Consider the following 18,497-nt stretch of genomic DNA (forward strand, 5'->3'; position numbering starts at 1 on the left):
AAGCGCAACATCTGCAGAACCCCCCCCCATCCTGCAGGTATATGCTGAGTGCTGGCTGAAAAGCGCCAGCCACGGCAATGACAGGCACCGGACACTACACCATTGCCTTTGGAAAGCACCTCTCTGATGTCCAAGTCAGCCGACACTTGCCAGCTCATCAGCGGATGAATCTTCCAGGGGGGCCTGCAACACCCTCAGGTGACACCTGAGATACTGGGCAGAGCCTCTCTGTCACGGTAGCCTTGCACGCTTGTCAGGCAGGTCATGCATCATGTCGACTGTCTTGCCTGAGCCCCCATTCCCTCTCTTTATTGGCTATCTGCACAGGATGCCCGCAATGCCCGCCAATTCCGCCGATATTCCCTACCTCGCAAGCCTGCTTGACGGCCTCGCGCAGTATTTCCCGCTCTCGCTGCCCATCGTCTTCGCGTTGATCCTGCTGGCTGCTGCCACCTCCGCGCTGTCTGCGGCTGTCGGGGTTGGCGGCGGAACGTTGCTGATCATGATCATGGCGCAGTTGATGCCTGCCGCTGCATTGATTCCGGTGCATGGCATGGTGCAGCTGGGTTCCAACGGCGGGCGCATGGCGATGACCTGGCGCCATATCGACATGCGCCGGCTGCTAGCCTTTCTGCCGGGTGTGGCGCTGGGTGCGCTGGTCGCGGCCTGGGTGTTGATCCGCTTGCCTGAGGGGGTGCTGGAGCTTTCCATCGCGCTGTTCGTGCTGTTCACCTGCTGGGGGCCGCCGCTGCCCAAGCGGGCATTGAGCCGCACAGGCACCTTGATCGCCGGTGCCATCACGACGTTCCTTTCGAGTCTGATCGGGGCCAGCGGCCCACTGGTCGCGAGCTTCATCAAACAAGGCGGCGGCGAGCGTCACACCAAGGTGGCGACCTTCGCGGCCTGCATGGTCGCGCAGCACCTCACCAAGGCCTTCATCTTCGGCATGGCAGGGTTTCTCTTCCATGAGTGGTTGCCCCTGATCGTGCTGATGATCGGTGCGGGCCTGATCGGTACCCGCCTCGGACTGCGTTTTCTGGATCGTGTCTCCAACCGGCACTTCGATGGCCTGTTCAAATGGGCGCTGTCATTGCTGGCACTCAGGCTTGCCTGGCTGGGTAGCGTCTCTCTGATCAGTCATTGATCCGCCACCAGGCGGAACTCGGGGTGCGACATTATTGCGGGGGACACCACAGTGCTGGCTGAGGTAACGTGCCCCTTCTGCAAGTGCATACCTCTGGCCAGAGGGTGTGAATCCCCATGGCTGGACCATGCACAAGTCAACGCGACCGAAGTCCAGAGGACATCAAGATGACGCATGCAAGACATTGGCTCACCACACTCGTCGCTGGCAGCCTGCTGTTCAGTGGCCAGGCATTCGCTCACGCCCATGTCAGCAGTGCCAATCCCGCGGACGGCGCCAGAATCGCCTCGCCGACTAGCATCAGCCTCACCTTCAGCGAAGGGCTGGAGTTGCCCTTCAGTGGCCTGGGTCTCAGCAGAGTCGATGGCAACCCCGTCTCCCTGGGGGATGCCACTCTCGACAATGGCGGCAAGACGTTGAACGCTCCGGTCAGCAAGACGCTCGAGGCAGGAAAATATGCCGTCAAATGGCATGTGCTTTCCACCGATGGTCACAAGACCGAAGGTCAGTATCAGTTCACCGTCACGCCGTGATCGGCCCCGATAACGCCCTTGCCGCGAGCCGCTTCGTCCTTGACGGAGCGGTCGTGTTCCTTTGGGGCGTCAGCGGATTCCTGCTGACATCGTCATCGCGCGAGCTGCGCCTCTGGCTTGAGGAGCGCTGGTCGGGGGCCTTGCGCCTGGCACTGGCATTGGCCGTGATCGCCACTGCCTGCCAACTGCCACTCCAGACTGCCATCATCGGGGCTGGCTGGGGAGATCTCTCCAATGTCTCCCTGGCATGGAGCGTCATGACCCAGACGACCTCGGGGCTTGCCTGGGCAGGCAAGGCAGGCATCCTGTCGATGGCACTGCTGGCGCTGATGGTGATTCCCGCACATCGCCTGGTGGTCCTGGCGCTTGCTAGCATGGCAATGTTGGCAAGCCTTGCGTTCTCCGGTCACGCCGCCATGCACGGTGGCTGGCTGGGAGGTATTCACCGCGCCAATCAATGGCTGCACCTACTCAGTGGTGGCTTCTGGATCGGGGCGTTGTTCCCGGTGGTGTCCACCCTGCGTGCATTGCATGCCGAAACTTTGTGCCAAGCCGCCAGAGCTGCCTTGATACGCTTCTCCCGCATGGGCCACCTCGCGGTCGCTCTGGTGGTCGTGACGGGGGCCCTCAATACCGGGCTGATTCTCGGGACACCCCCGCTGGACTGGTCACACCCTTATCAAGGACTGCTGGCCATCAAGATCGGGCTGGTGCTCAGCATGGTCAGTATCGCCCTCTTCAATCGCTATTGGCTTGTGCCGAAGCTTTCCGGCCAGGGCGGCACCACACGAGCCCTTGAGTGGATGACGCGACTGGAAGTGATGTTGGCGGCGCTGGTACTGGGGCTGGTCGTGACGCTTTCCGCCCTCGATCCCTACTGATGATCGCAGCTTGCGTCTCTGTCCTCTCTACAGCGCCGCCCTTGCTGTCAAGATCCCTAGGCCTTCTTGCCTGCATCATCACCATGACGTGTCTGCATTACTCACCATCAAAAACGCCCCGCTCAGCCAGCAGGCTGAGCGGGGCGTTGTTTGTCATGCGCAACTACAGATAAGAGGGATCAGAACGGATACTGGCGTGGCTCGACCTGCAGACTGACCCATTGATCGGTGGTGAATTCCTCCAGCACCCAGTCGCCATTGAAGCGCCCAAGGCCTGAATTCTTCTCGCCGCCGAAGGGCGAGCGTGGATCATCATTCACCGGCATGTCATTGACGTGCACCATGCCCGCCTCGACCTGACGCGCGAAGCGCTCGCCGCGTGCGATATCCGCGGTGAAGACGGAGGCTGAGAGACCATATTCGGTGCCATTGGCAAGTTCCAGCGCATGCGCTTCATCACGGGCTTTCTGGATGCCGACCACCGGGCCGAAGATCTCGTTCTGCGCCAGGCTCATGTCATTGGTAACATCGGTGAACACATGCGGCGGCACCAGCTGACCCTGCGCCTCGCCCTCAAGCATCACTTGGGCACCCTCACCCTTGGCCATCTCGATCATCTCGAGCAGACCATCACGCTGCTTGGCATTGATGATCGGCCCGATGACGGTATCGACCTGAGCGGGGTTGCCGACCTTCAGCTTACGGGCACGCGCCACGAAGCGATCGACGAAGGCGTCATGGACCGACGCATCGACGATGATGCGGTTGATGGCCATGCAGATCTGCCCCTGATGCAGGAACTTGCCGACCAGCGCGGCGTCCACCGCCTGCTCGATATCTGCATCATCAAGCACCACGAAGGGGCTGTTGCCGCCCAGCTCCAGGGCAACCTGCTTGAGATGATCACCACCGACGGCGCGACTACCGATGCCCTTGCCCACCTGGGTGGAACCGGTAAAGGAGATCAGCCGCGGTACCTCGTGATCCACGAAGGCATCGCCGATCTCGCTGCCGGCACCGACCACCACGCTCAGGACACCGGCAGGCAGCCCCGCCTCCTCGAATAGCCTGGCCAGCAGCAGGCCGCCGGTCAGCGGAGTGTCACTCGCCGGCTTGATGACGACGCTGTTGCCGAGTGCCAGTGCCGGCGCCAGGGAACGCTGGGTCAGATGCAGCGGGAAATTCCACGGGCTGATGATGCCGATGACACCTAGCGGCTTGCGGAAGACACGGCTCTCCTTGCCCGGTACCTGAGCCTCCATCATCATCCCGGCCACGCGATTGGCCATCGCGGCGGATTCCAGCGTGATTGCACGGGCTGCCGCCAGTTCCGCCTGAGCCTTGAGGCGGGTACTGCCCGACTCACGCACCAGCCAGCCGAGCAACTCCTCGCGTCGCTCGTCCATCAGCTCCACCACCTTGTGCATCACGCCAGCGCGCTCGCTCGCCGGTGTCAGAGCCCAGTCAGGCTGGACATCACGCGCCCTGCGATAGCTGGCATCGAGATCCTCGGCATTGGCCATGGGAATCGAGAGCAGCGAGCTCTGATCGAAGGGGTCCACCACCTCAAGCGTCCTGCCGGCTCGGCCGTTACGCCATTCTCCTGCGAGGGGTAGCTGCTCGAGATTCTGATAGTCGCGGGACATGAGTCACTCCGTGTCATGAGTATGATCAAGACATGGCGGTGCCGGAGCAAAACCCAACCGTTGCATCACAGCTGTGCCAGAATGGCACCTGCAACTGACCAGACCGTCCTTAACCGAGTGGAATGAGAGTCACTGGATGAGCCCCGAAGACCTGCAGAAACTGACGACCCGCCAGATGCCCTATGGCAAGTACGCCGGACGCTTGATTGCCGACCTGCCCGGCGATTACCTGGGCTGGTTTGCGCGCAAGGGATTTCCGCAAGGCGAGATAGGTCGCTTGCTGGCGCTGATGCACGAGATAGATCACAACGGGTTGAACGCCCTGTTGGAGCCGCTGCGACGTCGCTGACATGCAGAAGATGAGGTTCACGACAGGCGGCCGCTGGCCTCCAGTTGATCGAACATGTCGTGCAGCGTCGTCTCGAGGGGCCGGTAGATCAGCCCCAGCTGCTCACGGCTGCGGGTATTGTCGAACACGAAGGCATGCCCCACGTTGCGTGAGACGACCTTGCGGGTCACCGCCCTGTTGGCCAGCGGACCCGCCAGCCACACCAGCCATCTGGGCAGCTGGCGAGTGGGAATCGCATATTGCGGGCCGGCGTGATGACTCAACAGGCGCCCCAGCGCGATGAAGCTTGAGGAGTGCCCGGCGACCAGATGACGCCCGGTGGCCGTGGGCAAGAATCCCGCCGCCAGATGCGCCTCGGCGACATCCCGCACATCCACCACGCCCATGCCGTAATCCGGCGCGCCTATCCTGAGCGTGCCGTCACAGAGCTGCGTCATCAGGCTGAAGGATTCGCCGTGCGTGTCATCGCTGATCGCGGGGCCGAGCACCAGCGAGGGATTGATCACCACCAGCCGCCAGCGCGACTGCTGCTCGGCGATCTGCCAGGCGGCCTGTTCCGCCAGCGTCTTGGAGTGGGAGTAGGCCTGGTGTGTCAGCGACGCCGTGGTGTTCCAGACACTCTCGTCGAAACAGCCACGCGGGGTGTCCAGCGCATCGGCATTGTCACTGTAGATGGCAGCACAACTGCTGGTCAGCACCACGCGTTCGACACTGCTCTGACGATTGGCTTCCTGGAGCACGTTACGCGTGCCCTCCACTGCTGGCCGCACCAGATCTCGCTGTGCATCCTCGACACTGACGACAAAAGGCGAGGCGGTGTGAAAGACCACGCGACACCCCGCCATCGCCTCGGCGTAAGAGCCCTGCTCGAGCAGATCACTGGCGAAGACGCGCAGCTTGCCCGACATGCTGTCTTCCAGTGCCTTGAGTGCCGCCAGACGCTCGGTGTTACCTGGATCACGCACAGCGGCATGCACTGTCAGGCCCTCCTGCAGCAAGCGACGGATCAGCTGTCCCGCCACATACCCCGTCGCTCCTGTCACCAGAACGGGGTGCGACCTGTCCAGATGAGCCAATGCGGCTAGCGTATTGTCATTGAGCGGCATGGAGAAGCCTCAGGGAAGGGAAAAACAGCGGGAATCGCTCTCTGCCTGGGAGCCCCCCTCTCAAGCGGACAGCTTGACGAACCAGGTCCACAGGCCGCCGAGAATCAGCGACTCGGCAGCAAAGCGGAACAGATGACGCATGTCGATGCCATCCAGCATCAACCCCATCAGGCGTGCCGTCATGATGCCGGCGATACCCGCCACGGCGAGTGTCACCAGCACCGGCAACACTCCCAGACCGATCGGCGGATACATCAGCAGGTACCCTACCGCGATGACCCAGCCCCAGCGGATCCGGCGAGAGATCGCCGCGCCCGTTTGTCTGGGCACGGTCAAGGGCGTGTCATCCGGGCCCTTGAAGCGATTGACCAGCTCCGGCACTGCCGCAAGCAGCACACCCGCCGCCAGCACGAAGCCCCCCAGAATCTGCAATACCATCATCATCGTGCCATCTTCCCTTGTCCGGTAATCAATGGCGCACATGCTACCAAGACTGTGCGGGCTTTGCCTGACCGGAATACGCGCCCTCACAAATCCTCGAGAATGGCCAAGGGCTATCTGCACCCATTCTTTCCTCCGGGCATCTTCCCATATGCGGCACGCTGATCTATCATCGCACCATCGTCATTTCGACAAGTCTCGACATATGGACAAGATGATATGAATGATACTGACAGCCTGCCCGACCCGCAGGCCACGCTGGACACCTTCGCGGCGCTATCCCAGGCCACGCGTCTGGACACGTTTCGGCTGCTGGTCCGCCATGAGCCAGAGGGACTACCGGCCGGCGAGATCGCCCGTCGTCTCGAGGTGCCGCACAACACGCTCTCGACCCATCTTGGCGTGTTGAGTCGCGCGGGGCTGATCCACTCCCAGCGCGAGGGCCGTTCGTTGATCTACCGCGCCAACCTCGAGCACATGCTCGCCACCGTGCAGTTTCTGGTACGCGACTGCTGCGCTGGCTCCTCGGTGGTCTGCGATCCGTTGCTGGCCTCGCTCACCCTGCCCAGCTGCGGTGACGCCCACACTCCCGGTACATCGCAGGAGCCCGGAAACGATGACTGAATCCACTCGCTCTTCCCACACGATCACGATCTATCACAACCCGGCCTGCGGCACGTCACGCAATGTGCTGGCCATGCTCAAGGCTTCCGGTGAGACACCGGAGGTCATCGAGTATCTGGTCACCCCGCCGACGCGCGAGACGCTGGAGTCGCTGATTGCCGCCATGGGAGGTGGCCCGCGCCCGCTGCTGCGCCGCAAGGGCACGCCCTATGACGAGCTCAATCTGGATGACCCGTCCATGAGCGATGCCGAGCTGATCGACGTCATGATGGCCCACCCGATCCTGATCAATCGCCCCATTGTGGTGACGCCCGAAGCCACGCGCCTGTGCCGCCCGTCGGAGACGGTACTGGAGCTTCTGGACAACCCGGTCGCGCACTACACCAAGGAAGACGGCGACGTCGTCCACGCCCCAAGGACTTGACCCATGAACGCACACACTTCCACCCACTCTCACCTGCCGACAGGCGACACCATGACAGACGCGATGAAAGCGGCGCTGGCCGATCTGCCCAATATCGACGCCGAACACTGGCGACCGCTGGAGATCGACCGCTTGGTCGGCCCGGATGCACCACGTCATGCGCCGCGCATTCTGGTGCTGTACGGCTCCCTGCGTGAGCGTTCCTTCTCGCGCTTTGCCGCCGAGGAAGCGGCGCGCCTGTTGACCGCATTCGGTGCCGAGGTGCGCCTGTACTCGCCGGCCGGCCTGCCATTGCCGGATGACTGCGATGCCGATCATCCCAAGGTACAGGAGCTGCGCGAGCTGGCTCAGTGGTCCGAGGGCATGCTCTGGGCCAGCCCTGAACGTCATGGCGCGATGACCTCGATCATGAAGGCGCAGATCGACTGGATTCCGCTGTCACTGGGCGGCGTACGTCCTACCCAGGGCAAGACGCTGGCCATCCTTCAGGTCAGCGGCGGCAGCCAGAGCTTCAACAGCGTCAACCAGATGCGCATTCTGGGGCGCTGGATGCGCATGCTGACCATCCCCAACCAGTCATCCGTGCCCAAGGCCTTCAATGAATTCGATGAAAACGGCCGCATGCGCATGTCACCGCTGTATCTGCGCATCGTCGATGTCTGTGAAGAGCTGATGAAGTTCACCTGGATGAACCGCGAGCGCAGTGACTATCTGACCGAGCGCTATTCCGAGCGTGTCGAGAGTGCCGAAGAGGTCTCGAAACGCGTCAATCAGAGCACGATCTGACGCTGTCCGTGTTCGCACACGTCGTGCTTTTCTTGCTCTTCCCCCTCGACAAGGAGACGTCATGCTTGCCTTGGCAATCTTCGTCATCACGCTGGCACTGGTGATCTGGCAACCACGCGGCCTGGGCATCGGCACCAGCGCCCTCGGCGGCGCCGTGATCGCACTGGTCTGCGGCGTGGTCACGCTGCCGGACGTACTGGTGGTGTGGGACATCGTCTGGGACGCCACCTTCACCTTCGTGGCACTGATCATCATCTCGCTGATTCTCGATGAAGCGGGCTTCTTCAGCTGGGCGGCACTGCATGTCGCGCGCTGGGGCGGCGGCAATGGGCGCAGGCTGTTCCCGCTCATCGTGCTGCTGGGTGCGGTGATCGCGGCCTTCTTCGCCAATGATGGCGCGGCCCTTTTGCTGACACCGATCGTGATCGCGATTCTGGTACGCCTGGAATTCTCGGCGGCGGCCTCGCTGGCCTTCATCATCGCCACCGGGTTCGTGGCGGATTCCACCAGCCTGCCGCTGGTGATCTCGAATCTGGTCAACATCGTCAGTGCCAACTACTTCGATATCTCCTTCACGCATTACGCCGCGGTGATGGTACCGGTGGATCTGATCGCACTGGCCGCCACGCTGATCGTGCTGTGGCTGATGTTCCGCAAGGAGCTGCCCTCGCACTACGCGCTGGAGAAGCTCGAGGCACCCTCGAGCGCCATCAAGGACCCCCAGGTATTCCGCGCGGCCTTTCCGCTGCTCGGCGTGCTGCTGGTGGCCTACTTCGTGACCGCACCCTTGGGCATCCCGCTGGCCGTCGTCACCGGCAGCGCCGCGCTGGTTCTGCTGGCCATCGCCGGCCGCTGGCTGGGCAGCGGTGATGCCGTGATCGAACTCGGCCCGGTACTGCGCGGTGCGCCGTGGCAGATCGTGCTGTTCTCGGTGGGCATGTATCTGGTGGTCTACGGGCTGGGCAATGCCGGCCTGACCGATCACGCCAGCGACATCCTCGCCTGGCTTGCCAGTCAGGGCAGCCTGGTCGCCACTCTCGGCACCGGCGTGCTGGCCGCCGTCACCGCCTCGGTGATGAACAACATGCCGGCCACGCTGATCGGCGCGCTGGCCATCGACCACCTCTCCGCGCAGCATGTCAGTGACGCGACGCGTGAGCTGATGGTCTACGCCAACGTGATCGGCAATGACCTGGGGCCCAAGTTCACCCCGATCGGCAGTCTCGCCACACTGCTGTGGCTGCATGTGCTCGATCAGAAAGGCCATCACATCAGCTGGGGGCAATACATGAAGGTCGGCCTGATCCTGACGCCGCCGGTGCTGATCGCCACCCTGCTCGGCCTGTGGGCCTGGCTGGGCGTGCTCAATGGCTGACGGCCCGCCATCTCCTGGCCAAGGGCCATGGCTTAGATCGCGACCCATGCCGTCATGACATGGGCACTTGCACAAGAAAGCCCCGCCGCATCCCGGCGGGGCTTTTGCGTTGCGTGCGTCATTGCCCGAGATAGAGATGTCCGCCGTCAGAGCTGGCGGCGGCTGACGATGACTCCACTGTCGGCCGCTTCACCATCGGCGGCGATCTGCGCGCGCATCCAGTCGCAGAATTGCTGCACGTGTCTGGCAGGCTGCGGGTGATGGAACAGCCAATAGGCACGCTGGCGGTTGGCGACCATCTCGAACAGGCATTCCAGGATACCGTCCTCAAGCTCCTTGCGGATCAGACGTAGCGGGCACAGCGCGACCCCCTGCCTTGTCTGCCCAAGATGCGCAGAGACATCTGCTTCCCGGCACTATATCTGTGCCTGGAGAATTCAACTTGATTCACAGTCATTTTTGAGAAGAACTGAACTCTTTGAATTTCTCAAATTCTTGAGGAAGAAGGCGTACCAGATCATCGGGTTTCATCGAATAAAAATCATATGTACGTTCAAACTGCTTTAGAACCTGACTAAGGCGACGTGCTCCAATACCACCAGATCCACGCTTTCGCTCACCATTCTCCTTGTCCCAAAACAAGTGGAAAATAGCACCAATCATAGAAGGATTGGTTATTAGTTTCTGGTTCGCAGCAACTTGAGCCCATAGCTCACCAGGAGTATTTACAGGACCATTGAGAAGAACTATCAGTTGCTCCTCCATATCTTTATGTGCAGAATAGACTTGCCATATAGACGCAAGATAATGGCGATAATAGCGTTTCCAATTATCAGGCTCAGCTACCCATATTGCCAGCTCTCCAGGTGAGTAACGACCGTCACTACGCTTGCATAGCCTGTCAAATAGATAAGCTGCGCACCAAGTCCAAAATCCTTTATCTCGTTCAGCCGACTGCAAACCGAGCTTATGGACTATAGCATCGAGCCCCTTAGCAGTTTCCATGCGATCAGAGAGTTCCAGAGCATCGAGCCATTCAGCTTTACCACCGATCTCGACAGCATAATCTGAAGGAGACATAAGCTCGTGAGGAAACTGCTGTGGGCGGTCAGTCTTCAGGCTATCAAGATAATTTATGAATTTTTCGATGCCTCGCCCGGTCAAACGACAAATTTTCATTTCCATACCCCCGAATCAAACTCCTCAATGATCTGATTTCGTACGCTAATTCGGTTACAGATATACCGTACAGCATCATCCAACCAGTCTTCATGATCATCAGTGTTAACTTCAGGAACGTCTCCACCTATCTGTTTCACGAATAACAACCACCGGGTAGAAAGCTCCTCTGGATCACTCAAGTCCGGATCCCAGTCCCCATAGACAATTTTGGCAAGAATCTGACGCATGGCAGCTGGCAAAATGAAACCACGAAACAGAAGTGAACGAACTACCTGATCCTTGCTACCCAACTCCTGCTCGATCTGGAGAGTGGCGTTCTGGTCATCATAATCAACCCTCCATAGACCCCCATAGCTCAGTAAATCGGCACTTGCCACCGGCAGAATGCTTTTATGATGATCAGCCGGATTATCATCTTTATCATATGGCTTGATATTTTCGGCAATGGCTTCCAATAGCCCACGACACTCATCAACAACCTTGATTCTGAAAGACAGATTTTCAGCATCATCAAACTGCTCAAGCGAGATTGCGTTCTTTCTTACACTCGGCGATACACCACCTAATCTTTCACGTGAGAATCGTGTTCTAGACTGTGCCTCAAGAAAAACGATGCTGTCAGGAGAGAGGTTATAATCGGCGAGATTTACAGAGACATTTACAACAGGCTTCTCATAAAAACCACCACACAATCTGATACTAACATCCTCGCGGAAAATCTTCTTCCTGCCTGTAAAGTTAAATCTTTTCATCAGTCTTCAGCGCCTCCGACTTCACATCAACGATAATATCTCGCTCATTATCAAATCCAGTGACAGACACTTCGAAATCATTTGTTTGTGCTGTAAATTCCAGTGTATTTCCTCCCACTTCAAGGTTTTCTACATTTCTTGCCTGTGGCTGATCAACATATCTTGCTTTATCAAGTGAAAAATCGTTTTTATGGTATTTTTTCAAAGCGCTAATTTTCGAAGCGCCTACAAAGTCGTAAGCCACAGTGACTCTAAAACTACGAGTTAAGGGCATTGGTTCTCTGGGGCCTTTCAAAATGAATCCCCCATCAATTTTTGATAGTCTATAATGCCTAGGTCTTGCTTCATGAGGCTTGGGAGGTGAGGATTCAGCTTGATCGCCTGCTTCTTTTTTTTTCTTTTTTAGCCGCTGATCAGGGACCTCTTCTTCACTCTCAGGCTGCTCCAGATAGAAGATATCTGAAAGCAGAGTATAATCCTGCTCCTTGTCACCTTGACTCATCAACTGTATAGCTTTACCGACACTTAGCCTGACGAAATCTATAGTAGATGGCCCCCATTTGTATTTTCCTTTGAATTTTGTCGCATTCTTCTCCCACTCCGTATGAGCAGGGTTTTCAGAATCACCAAGCAGAGTCGCCAGCGGCCCGGAACCGACTACTACTAAACTTGTATACCCTCTGACTTTTGATACACGATCCTCTGGTATAGTGATACCCTCTCGAATGAAGCGGGGTTTTCGAGAATGATCCGAATAATCTCGGGTGATGTACATATCGAAATAAGATTCGTCCGGGGAAGAGTTCTTTCTCTGGATATAAAGAGGGCACTTCAAATGAAGAATTGTATTGGGCTCTGTAAGCTTTTCTTGGCAGTCAGCAGCCAGTTCTGAGGTCATATAGCCCTTGCCCCATTTAGGCTGGGAAGGTGCTTCCGGTAGCTTTAGAATGACCGTATGAAGATTATTCTTGGCAACAATATCAGATGCGAGCTGGACAAGCGGCTCCATCTCCGCCAGGCGGTCGACCGGCAGCAAATCACGGAGGTTAGCATGAATGGAATCGGCATCAATTACATGTTTCGTCATATCTCCTCGACCTCCACCAAAAGTTGGCCATTCAAAATCGGCCAAAAATATTCATTCACGATATACTTCGCAAGAGTCTCTACAGAAATATCTTCTTGGACATACGGAATTATCAAGGAAAGGCCTGTCTCTTGACGATTTCTAGCAAGCCCAAAATCCTCGACGACTCGATTGAACAATTCCTCACTTTCTACAGGCATCGGAAAATAATCTCCGCTATCATACTCGTCGAATACCCCCCACCATGCATCAGGAGTATATGCAACACCATCAACATGATGAGATTTAAGTACACTCTGACCAGCGATCAAGCATTTCTTATCCGTTTCTCGAACCGTGAGAGCTATGAACATTCTGATACAACTAGTCTTTGGAACAACATACTTACCTATCCCATGTCGTCCTCTAACGCCCTCAAGCTTTCCTGATTGACCTTCAGCCCGCATGAAATAATAAAATGAATTGCCTGGTTGCTCATCATTGACTGTCACATCACCCACTAGACCGCATGTATTGAAATCCTCATACACCAAGAACCTACACAAATGAGAAGCAGAGAGGGAGGTATCCAGACCATTATCTTCAGCAGTAAAATGCTTCCAAGCCTCCTCAGTTATATAATTTTTCATTACGCCATTTTCAGGCTCGTGCTTACCAACACTCAGACGCACTCTAACCGGTTCGTCCGATGTCGAACTTACCTTTGCATCAAGTGAGTTCTGGATGAGCTCTCTTATCAGAGCTTGAGCATCCTCATCAATACTTGCATTTGTAAAAAAACTAGCTTGCATCGGGTCTCTGGATTTTTGACTCCGGCGCTTTTTTTCAAATTTCCAGCTTGCTTTCATGTTCACCCTCTAACATAATTGACATATTTTGTCTCATCATCAAAGTTTAAATATTTCTTTCTCTTCATCACCCTTGTTATCGAATCTTGATCTCACATCATCTACAGCTCTCTTGAGAGCTTGGTTAATTTTCTTTACATCTTCTTCTGTATAAGTGTAGTGATTCCTGTTTGATAAATTCCCAATCAACTTGATATCCTTGAGAGCTTTGGAAACTCGAGACTCTGCCAAGCGCACAAACCTATCTCTGGCTTTATCTTCACTCATTATGCAACCTCATCTTTCAGCCATTTAACGTCAATGCATAATTTCGTATATTCTCATATTGATTGTCAAATATTTACTGAAGAAATTGACACGTTCTTGCTTCACTTAGTGATCCATTACAGGTCAAGTTGTGTATAGGACCAGTAATTCTTGGCCAACCAAGAGACCCAGTTACGCTCTGTTCAATCTGTCGCCACCCTGCTCGGCCTGTGGGCCTGGCTTGGTGTGCTCAACGGCTGACGACCTCGCCAGGTAGTGGCTCAGGTCATGGCTTTGCTAATGGCTCATGCCGCAACATGAGTGCCTGCACAAGAAAGCCCCGCCGAATCCCGGCGGGGCTTTTGCGTTATGTGCGCCATTGACTGGCAGTGAGATGTCCGCCGTCAGGGCTGGCGGCGACTGACGATGACTCCACTGTCGGCCGCTTCACCCTCGGCGGCGATCTGCGCGCGCATCCAGTCGCAGAATTGCTGCACGTGTCTGGCAGGCTGCGGGTGATGGAACAGCCAGTAGGCACGCTGGCGGTTGGCGGCCATCTCGAACAGGCATTCCAGGGTGCCGTCCTCAAGCTCCTTGCGGATCAGGCGTGGTGGACACAGCGCGACCCCCTGCCCCGCGACCACCGCAGCACTCAGCAGACTGAAGTCCTGATAGAGATCGCCCTTGTCGAGTTGGGAGGGATACAGCCCGCAGTTGTTGAACCAGTCATGCCAGGGCTGGCGCGACTGGTCGTGGATCAGCTCCAGCTTCAATAGGTCCGCCGGCTGGGACGGGCGGCGGTGATGCTCCAGATACAGCGGACTGGCCACCGGCTGGGTAGCCCCCGAGAACAAGCGGAACGCCTGTGATGCCTTGTCCGGGAGTTCGTCCTGCCAGGTGATCATCACATCGACCTCCGGCAGCAGTCCCCGCGCACTGACGCCGGCATATTGCAGGCTGACCGCGATATCAGGGCATTGCTCGCGAAAGCTGTTGAGCCGCGGGATCAGCCAGCGCACCGCCACTGAAGGAAGACAGCTGACGCGCAGCTGGCGCCGCTGATGCACGCCTTGTGGGTCGACCTCGAATTCGGCCACCGACTGCTCGATTCTGGCAAAGCCGGCCTGCAGGCCATCGGCCAGTCGACGCCCGGCATGTGACAGCACCACGCCGCGTCCAGCCCGCTCCAACAGACTGACCTCCAGCGTGGCCTCCAGGCGGCGGATCTGGTGACTCACTGCCGATTGGGTGATGTTGAGCTCATCCGCAGCCGCAGTAATGCTTCCCAGGCGTGACACGACCTCGAAAGCATTGAGCGATGACAGACTGGGTCGCATGGGTTGTCCTTGATGACTGGCCTGGCCGGGTGCCAGAACTGGGTGCCGAGTGCCTGTGCCAAGCGCTGTGCCGAGTACTTGCGAGCAGCGCCCTGATAGAAGAAAGGCGTCAACCAGCACATGACGGCTACCCATGACATTGAGTCATATGTTAAACGAAAAATGATCAGTTTTCTGCAATCCACCTCATGGTTAAGGTGACGGTGTCAGTGCTATTGCCAGCTCCCCGCGGCTTGTTCCGTGCAAGCCTGCTGCAACACGACATCACTGGTGAACAATAACAAGACGCCTCGGCGTCACCATGAGGTCTCCTAGGATGAACTTACCTGTCCTGCTGTCGTTCGGGCTCTATCTGCTGCTGATGCTTGGCATCGGCATCTACTTCTATCGCATCACCCACAATCTGTCGGATTACATCCTCGGGGGACGCGGCTTGCCGCCAAGCGTCGCGGCCTTGAGTGCCGGCGCTTCCGATCTCAGCGGCTGGGCCCTGATGGGCCTGCCCGGCGCCATCTTCAGTGGTGGCCTCTCGCAAGCCTGGATCGCGGTATGGACCCTGGTCGGCGTCTACCTGAACTGGACCCTGGTCGCCGAGCGACTGCGCGTGTTCACCGAAGCGGCCGGCAATGCGCTGACGGTGCCGGATTATCTGGAAGCGCGTTTCGAAGACCGCTCGCGCGTACTGCGCACTCTGTCATCCGTGGTCATGCTGGTGTTCTTCACCTTCTATGTCTCGGCGGGCCTGGTCGGTGGTGCCGTGCTGTTCGAAGGTCTCTTCGACATCGATTACCGCGTCGCACTGTGGCTGGGCGCGCTGGTCATCGTCGGCTATACCTTCCTCGGTGGCTTCCTCGCCGCTTCGTGGACCGACCTCATCCAGGGCCTGATGATGGCCGCCTCGCTGTGTGCCGTGGCTGCCATGACGGCGGTGGCGCTGTTCGGCGATGGCGCAGCCGCCCCGGCAGCGGCGCAGGATGTCGCCCCCATCGGTGGTCTAATGGAAGGCGTGACCTTCCTGGGCATGCTGTCGCTGGCCGGCTGGGCGATCGGCTACTGTGGCCAGCCACACGTCGTGGTGCGTTTCATGGCCCTGCGCAAGCGTGAAGATATCAAGGTGTCACGTCATATCGCCCTGCTGTGGTCCGCCATCACCATGGCAGCTGCGGTAGCAGTGGGCGTGCTGGGTTACTACTGGTTCGGCGGTGAGCTGGGTGGCGGTCTCACGGACAGCGAGCGTGTCTTCATCTCCCTGAGCCAGATCATGCTCAACCCCTGGGTGGCAGGCTTCATTCTGGCCGGCGTCCTGGCCGCGATCATGAGTACCGTCGATTCCCAGCTGCTGGTCTGCTCCAGCGCCATCGCCGAAGACATCTACCGTGGCTTGATTCGCCCCAAGGCGACGCAGAAGGAGCTGGTCTGGCTGAGCCGTGCCAGCGTGATCGGCATCGCACTGCTCGCCACCGTGATGGGCAGCGAGCGTGACAGCAGCATCCTGGGCCTGGTGTCCTACGCCTGGGGTGGCTTCGGCGCCGCCTTCGGTCCCGTCATCCTGCTGTCACTGTTCTGGCGTGGCATGACCCGCAATGGCGCCATCGCCGGCCTGCTGGTCGGTGCCCTTACCGTCGCGATCTGGAAGCCGCTGAGCGGCGGCCCGCTGGAGATATTCGACATGTTCGAGGTCGTACCCGGCTTCCTGTTCGCCCTGATCGCCGTCGGCATCGTCAGCCGCATGAACGCAGAACCTGCCGCCAGCGCCTGCTTCGACCGTCTGATGAAGCACTGGCGCCGCGAACAGGCCTGACCCCGCGCAGGGGGACCGAGAAACTTCCCTGTGCCCTGCAGATACCGCCACTGCCGGCCATCACACTTGCCGGCAGTGCACGAAAGCCCCGACCGGGCAGCGAATTCCAGGCAGTCCGGCCTGGTCATCAGACCCAATTTCGATTTACGAGGAGTCCTGTCATGAGTGATGTACCTGCCGCCTATCAAGCCAGCAAGGGATCGATTCTGGACGTCGATCGCGACTTCTACGACAGCCTCACCGAAGGCAAGGCCGAGCGCACGCTGGTCGCGACCCATACCGTGCCGCTGCGCGATGGCCTGGCATGGGAAGTGCCGGCGGGCCACGTGCTGCGCATCAAGATCACCGAAGGTTCACAGGTCGGCGATTTCAACATGTGGAACCTGCACAATCCGCGTGAGCGCATGTGGGCGTCTCGCACTCGCCAGCTGCAGCGCGCGCATGTCAGCACCTATGATCGCCTGTGGTCGACACTGCCCTATTTACGTCCGATGGCGACCATCATCGATGACACCCTCGCCGACTATGGTGTCGATGCAGAGGGCGGCCGCGTGCATGACCTGCTGGGCACGCGCTGCGACCCCTACGTCAATCGCCTGCTGACCGGCGAGGACTTCGATCACCACTGCCACTCCAATCTGGTGCGCGCGGTGGCACCCTGGGGCCTGACCGAATTCGATATCCACGATGTGCTCAACATCTTCCAGTGCACCGGCCTCAACAACGAAGACAAGTACTTCATGAAGGCCTGCCCGGCTCGCAAGGGCGATTACTTGGAGTTCTTTGCCGAGACGGACCTGCTGTGCGCGATGTCCTGCTGCCCGGGCGGTGATCTGTCTGTGGACCTGTGGGGCCCTGATGCGCGTGACCCGCTCGAGACCTGCAACCCGCTCGGTGTGGAGATCTACCGTCTGGAAGGTGATGTTCTCGCAGACTGGGAGTCGCCCAAGATCGCGGCCTATGCCGGCAATCATGGCCGCCGCAATCCAACTACTGACTGGGCCGCCATCAAGCGTGAGCGCTGCAGTTGATGACGCATTGCTCGCATGGCACTTAACTTCAAAGGCCCCTGTCGATGTTCAAGACAGGGGCCTTTGAATGACCCGGAGAGACATCACCACGCTCAATCACTTCGTGTCTGATCAAGCAACTGATGATGCACCGCGAGCAGTTCCTTCCAGAGGGGTGAGAGGCGACCGATCAACTGCGGATCGAACTGACGCCCGGCCTGGGCAACGAACAAGGCGATCAATCTGTCCAGCGGCCATCCCGCCTTGTAGGCCCGAGGAGACGCCAATGCATCAAAGACATCCATGAGCCCGACCACTCGGCAATGCAAGGGCAGTGCCTTCGTCATGATCTGGCCAGGGTAGCCAGAGCCATCCCAGCATTCGTGATGCCCTACCGCAATCTCGATACTCAGCGTACGCAGCGGCTCCCCTAGCGTGTCGAGCAGCAGGCCACCTTCACTCGCATGGCACTGCATCAGGCAGCGCTCCTCTGGTATCAGCGCTCGTGGCGCCTGCAGTAACTCGCGAGGGATAGAGAGCTTGCCGATATCATGCAGCAGCGCCGCATGGTGCAGTGCCTGCAAGGAAAGCCTGCGCGCCTGCGGGTCGAGCAGCCTGGCATAGAGCGAGACCGAAAGCCCTGCCACCCGCCAGGAATGCGCCAGGGTGTCAGCGTCATGTCGGTACAGCCGTTCCAACAGGTCAAGCGCCTCCGACGCGAGCGTCCCCACACCGTAGGGCGGTTGATAAAGGTAACTCGGCAAGTGGCGCATTCAGACTGACAACGCACTGGCCAATGCAGCGATCAGGTTCATGAGCGACTCCCTGTCAGATTGATCCCACCTGGAACTCCGTGACTTGCCGCCAGCACATCGCGCACGCAATGCGTGAATCCCCAGCGGTTTCCCACTGAAGGCCGACATTC

At 58.5% G+C, this 18,497-nt stretch carries 21 protein-coding genes; 10 read left to right on the forward strand and 11 right to left on the reverse strand.

Annotation, left to right across the window (positions count from 1 at the left end):
• Nucleotides 1-337 precede the first annotated feature (337 nt).
• From HXS66_RS12680 to copD, 3 genes are all read left to right on the forward strand, one after another.
• A complete protein-coding gene (locus tag HXS66_RS12680; protein ID WP_176503689.1) occupies nt 338-1,144 on the forward strand; it encodes a sulfite exporter TauE/SafE family protein in 807 nt (268 codons plus the stop codon).
• Nucleotides 1,145-1,311: 167 nt separating this feature from the next.
• Complete coding sequence (gene copC / locus HXS66_RS12685) at nt 1,312-1,677, forward strand: copper homeostasis periplasmic binding protein CopC (RefSeq protein WP_136937901.1); 366 nt, start codon at nt 1,312-1,314, stop codon at nt 1,675-1,677.
• Complete coding sequence (copD, locus tag HXS66_RS12690) at nt 1,611-2,558, forward strand: copper homeostasis membrane protein CopD (RefSeq protein ID WP_255303239.1); 948 nt, start codon at nt 1,611-1,613, stop codon at nt 2,556-2,558. The genes copC and copD overlap by 67 nt, the downstream gene beginning before the upstream one ends.
• A 179-nt stretch (nt 2,559-2,737) precedes the next feature.
• Here copD and HXS66_RS12695 read toward each other — a convergent pair whose 3' ends face one another.
• Nucleotides 2,738-4,204: an aldehyde dehydrogenase family protein gene (locus HXS66_RS12695; RefSeq protein WP_176503690.1), complete on the reverse strand. Its 1,467-nt coding sequence runs from the start codon at nt 4,202-4,204 to the stop codon at nt 2,738-2,740.
• Between the two features lie 136 nt (nt 4,205-4,340).
• On the opposite strand from HXS66_RS12695, the gene HXS66_RS12700 reads away from it, so the two are divergent.
• Nucleotides 4,341-4,553, forward strand: coding sequence for a DUF3820 family protein (locus HXS66_RS12700; protein ID WP_052384432.1), 213 nt, complete (start codon nt 4,341-4,343; stop codon nt 4,551-4,553).
• Nucleotides 4,554-4,570: 17 nt separating this feature from the next.
• Here the strand turns inward: HXS66_RS12700 and HXS66_RS12705 are convergent, their stop codons facing one another.
• The gene (locus HXS66_RS12705; protein ID WP_176503691.1) at nt 4,571-5,659 is read right to left on the reverse strand and encodes an NAD-dependent epimerase/dehydratase family protein; all 1,089 of its coding nucleotides are present in this window, start codon (nt 5,657-5,659) and stop codon (nt 4,571-4,573) included.
• 60 nt (nt 5,660-5,719) lie between these two features.
• Nucleotides 5,720-6,103 carry a hypothetical protein gene (locus tag HXS66_RS12710; RefSeq protein WP_077376856.1) on the reverse strand — a complete coding sequence of 128 codons (384 nt, stop codon included), beginning with the start codon at nt 6,101-6,103 and terminating at the stop codon, nt 5,720-5,722.
• Nucleotides 6,104-6,319: 216 nt separating this feature from the next.
• On the opposite strand from HXS66_RS12710, the gene HXS66_RS12715 reads away from it, so the two are divergent.
• The 4 genes from HXS66_RS12715 (at nt 6,320) to HXS66_RS12730 (ending at nt 9,309) form a co-directional block, all read left to right on the forward strand.
• A complete protein-coding gene (locus HXS66_RS12715) occupies nt 6,320-6,724 on the forward strand; it encodes a helix-turn-helix transcriptional regulator (protein ID WP_176503692.1) in 405 nt (134 codons plus the stop codon).
• On the forward strand, nt 6,717-7,148 hold the full coding sequence (arsC, locus tag HXS66_RS12720; protein WP_176503693.1) for an arsenate reductase (glutaredoxin): 432 nt from the start codon (nt 6,717-6,719) through the stop codon (nt 7,146-7,148). Before HXS66_RS12715 ends, arsC begins: the two co-directional genes overlap by 8 nt.
• Nucleotides 7,149-7,211: 63 nt before the next feature.
• Nucleotides 7,212-7,934 (forward strand): arsenical resistance protein ArsH, encoded by a 723-nt coding sequence (gene arsH / locus HXS66_RS12725; RefSeq protein ID WP_373996129.1) that lies wholly within the window; start codon nt 7,212-7,214, stop codon nt 7,932-7,934.
• A 61-nt stretch (nt 7,935-7,995) separates the two neighbouring features.
• Nucleotides 7,996-9,309 (forward strand): arsenic transporter, encoded by a 1,314-nt coding sequence (locus HXS66_RS12730; protein WP_176503694.1) that lies wholly within the window; start codon nt 7,996-7,998, stop codon nt 9,307-9,309.
• A 146-nt stretch (nt 9,310-9,455) separates the two neighbouring features.
• On the opposite strand, the gene HXS66_RS12735 is transcribed toward HXS66_RS12730, so the two are convergent.
• From HXS66_RS12735 to HXS66_RS12765, 7 genes are all read right to left on the reverse strand, one after another.
• On the reverse strand, nt 9,456-9,608 hold the full coding sequence (locus tag HXS66_RS12735; protein ID WP_176503695.1) for a hypothetical protein: 153 nt from the start codon (nt 9,606-9,608) through the stop codon (nt 9,456-9,458).
• A 154-nt stretch (nt 9,609-9,762) separates the two neighbouring features.
• Complete coding sequence (locus HXS66_RS12740) at nt 9,763-10,494, reverse strand: hypothetical protein (RefSeq protein WP_176503696.1); 732 nt, start codon at nt 10,492-10,494, stop codon at nt 9,763-9,765.
• Nucleotides 10,485-11,243 (reverse strand): hypothetical protein, encoded by a 759-nt coding sequence (locus tag HXS66_RS12745; RefSeq protein ID WP_176503697.1) that lies wholly within the window; start codon nt 11,241-11,243, stop codon nt 10,485-10,487. Before HXS66_RS12745 ends, HXS66_RS12740 begins: the two co-directional genes overlap by 10 nt.
• Nucleotides 11,230-12,375, reverse strand: coding sequence for a hypothetical protein (locus tag HXS66_RS12750; RefSeq protein ID WP_176503698.1), 1,146 nt, complete (start codon nt 12,373-12,375; stop codon nt 11,230-11,232). Before HXS66_RS12750 ends, HXS66_RS12745 begins: the two co-directional genes overlap by 14 nt.
• Complete coding sequence (locus HXS66_RS12755) at nt 12,327-13,178, reverse strand: hypothetical protein (protein WP_176503699.1); 852 nt, start codon at nt 13,176-13,178, stop codon at nt 12,327-12,329. Before HXS66_RS12755 ends, HXS66_RS12750 begins: the two co-directional genes overlap by 49 nt.
• Nucleotides 13,179-13,217: 39 nt before the next feature.
• On the reverse strand, nt 13,218-13,445 hold the full coding sequence (locus HXS66_RS12760; protein WP_176503700.1) for a hypothetical protein: 228 nt from the start codon (nt 13,443-13,445) through the stop codon (nt 13,218-13,220).
• A gap of 383 nt (nt 13,446-13,828) precedes the next feature.
• Complete coding sequence (locus HXS66_RS12765; protein WP_176503701.1) at nt 13,829-14,761, reverse strand: LysR substrate-binding domain-containing protein; 933 nt, start codon at nt 14,759-14,761, stop codon at nt 13,829-13,831.
• Nucleotides 14,762-15,077: 316 nt separating this feature from the next.
• Between HXS66_RS12765 and putP the strand changes: the two genes are divergently transcribed.
• Both putP and HXS66_RS12775 read left to right on the forward strand, forming a co-directional pair.
• Nucleotides 15,078-16,562, forward strand: a complete 1,485-nt coding sequence (gene putP, locus HXS66_RS12770; protein ID WP_176503702.1) for a sodium/proline symporter PutP — start codon at nt 15,078-15,080, stop codon at nt 16,560-16,562.
• 161 nt (nt 16,563-16,723) lie between these two features.
• Complete coding sequence (locus HXS66_RS12775; protein WP_176503703.1) at nt 16,724-17,593, forward strand: DUF1989 domain-containing protein; 870 nt, start codon at nt 16,724-16,726, stop codon at nt 17,591-17,593.
• Nucleotides 17,594-17,685: 92 nt separating this feature from the next.
• Here HXS66_RS12775 and HXS66_RS12780 read toward each other — a convergent pair whose 3' ends face one another.
• Nucleotides 17,686-18,336, reverse strand: coding sequence for an HD-GYP domain-containing protein (locus HXS66_RS12780; protein WP_176503704.1), 651 nt, complete (start codon nt 18,334-18,336; stop codon nt 17,686-17,688).
• Nucleotides 18,337-18,497: the final 161 nt, after the last annotated feature.

It is taken from the genome of Cobetia sp. 5-11-6-3, assembly GCF_013374055.1.
Taxonomy (GTDB): Bacteria; Pseudomonadota; Gammaproteobacteria; order Pseudomonadales; family Halomonadaceae; genus Cobetia; species Cobetia marina.

What these genes read in the sequence shown, in the direction of transcription:
- HXS66_RS12735 (WP_176503695.1), bottom strand. Translation starts at nt 9,608, where the DNA reads ATGGTCGCCAACCGCCAGCGTGCCTATTGGCTGTTCCATCACCCGCAG.
- HXS66_RS12765 (WP_176503701.1), bottom strand. Translation starts at nt 14,761, where the DNA reads ATGCGACCCAGTCTGTCATCGCTCAATGCTTTCGAGGTCGTGTCACGC.
- HXS66_RS12755 (WP_176503699.1), bottom strand. Translation starts at nt 13,178, where the DNA reads ATGAAAGCAAGCTGGAAATTTGAAAAAAAGCGCCGGAGTCAAAAATCC.
- HXS66_RS12760 (WP_176503700.1), bottom strand. Translation starts at nt 13,445, where the DNA reads ATGAGTGAAGATAAAGCCAGAGATAGGTTTGTGCGCTTGGCAGAGTCT.
- HXS66_RS12700 (WP_052384432.1), top strand. Translation starts at nt 4,341, where the DNA reads ATGAGCCCCGAAGACCTGCAGAAACTGACGACCCGCCAGATGCCCTAT.
- HXS66_RS12775 (WP_176503703.1), top strand. Translation starts at nt 16,724, where the DNA reads ATGAGTGATGTACCTGCCGCCTATCAAGCCAGCAAGGGATCGATTCTG.
- HXS66_RS12715 (WP_176503692.1), top strand. Translation starts at nt 6,320, where the DNA reads ATGAATGATACTGACAGCCTGCCCGACCCGCAGGCCACGCTGGACACC.
- arsH (WP_373996129.1), top strand. Translation starts at nt 7,212, where the DNA reads ATGAAAGCGGCGCTGGCCGATCTGCCCAATATCGACGCCGAACACTGG.
- copD (WP_255303239.1), top strand. Translation starts at nt 1,611, where the DNA reads ATGGCATGTGCTTTCCACCGATGGTCACAAGACCGAAGGTCAGTATCA.
- HXS66_RS12740 (WP_176503696.1), bottom strand. Translation starts at nt 10,494, where the DNA reads ATGGAAATGAAAATTTGTCGTTTGACCGGGCGAGGCATCGAAAAATTC.
- copC (WP_136937901.1), top strand. Translation starts at nt 1,312, where the DNA reads ATGACGCATGCAAGACATTGGCTCACCACACTCGTCGCTGGCAGCCTG.
- HXS66_RS12680 (WP_176503689.1), top strand. Translation starts at nt 338, where the DNA reads ATGCCCGCCAATTCCGCCGATATTCCCTACCTCGCAAGCCTGCTTGAC.
- HXS66_RS12745 (WP_176503697.1), bottom strand. Translation starts at nt 11,243, where the DNA reads ATGAAAAGATTTAACTTTACAGGCAGGAAGAAGATTTTCCGCGAGGAT.
- HXS66_RS12710 (WP_077376856.1), bottom strand. Translation starts at nt 6,103, where the DNA reads ATGATGATGGTATTGCAGATTCTGGGGGGCTTCGTGCTGGCGGCGGGT.
- HXS66_RS12705 (WP_176503691.1), bottom strand. Translation starts at nt 5,659, where the DNA reads ATGCCGCTCAATGACAATACGCTAGCCGCATTGGCTCATCTGGACAGG.
- putP (WP_176503702.1), top strand. Translation starts at nt 15,078, where the DNA reads ATGAACTTACCTGTCCTGCTGTCGTTCGGGCTCTATCTGCTGCTGATG.
- HXS66_RS12695 (WP_176503690.1), bottom strand. Translation starts at nt 4,204, where the DNA reads ATGTCCCGCGACTATCAGAATCTCGAGCAGCTACCCCTCGCAGGAGAA.
- arsC (WP_176503693.1), top strand. Translation starts at nt 6,717, where the DNA reads ATGACTGAATCCACTCGCTCTTCCCACACGATCACGATCTATCACAAC.
- HXS66_RS12730 (WP_176503694.1), top strand. Translation starts at nt 7,996, where the DNA reads ATGCTTGCCTTGGCAATCTTCGTCATCACGCTGGCACTGGTGATCTGG.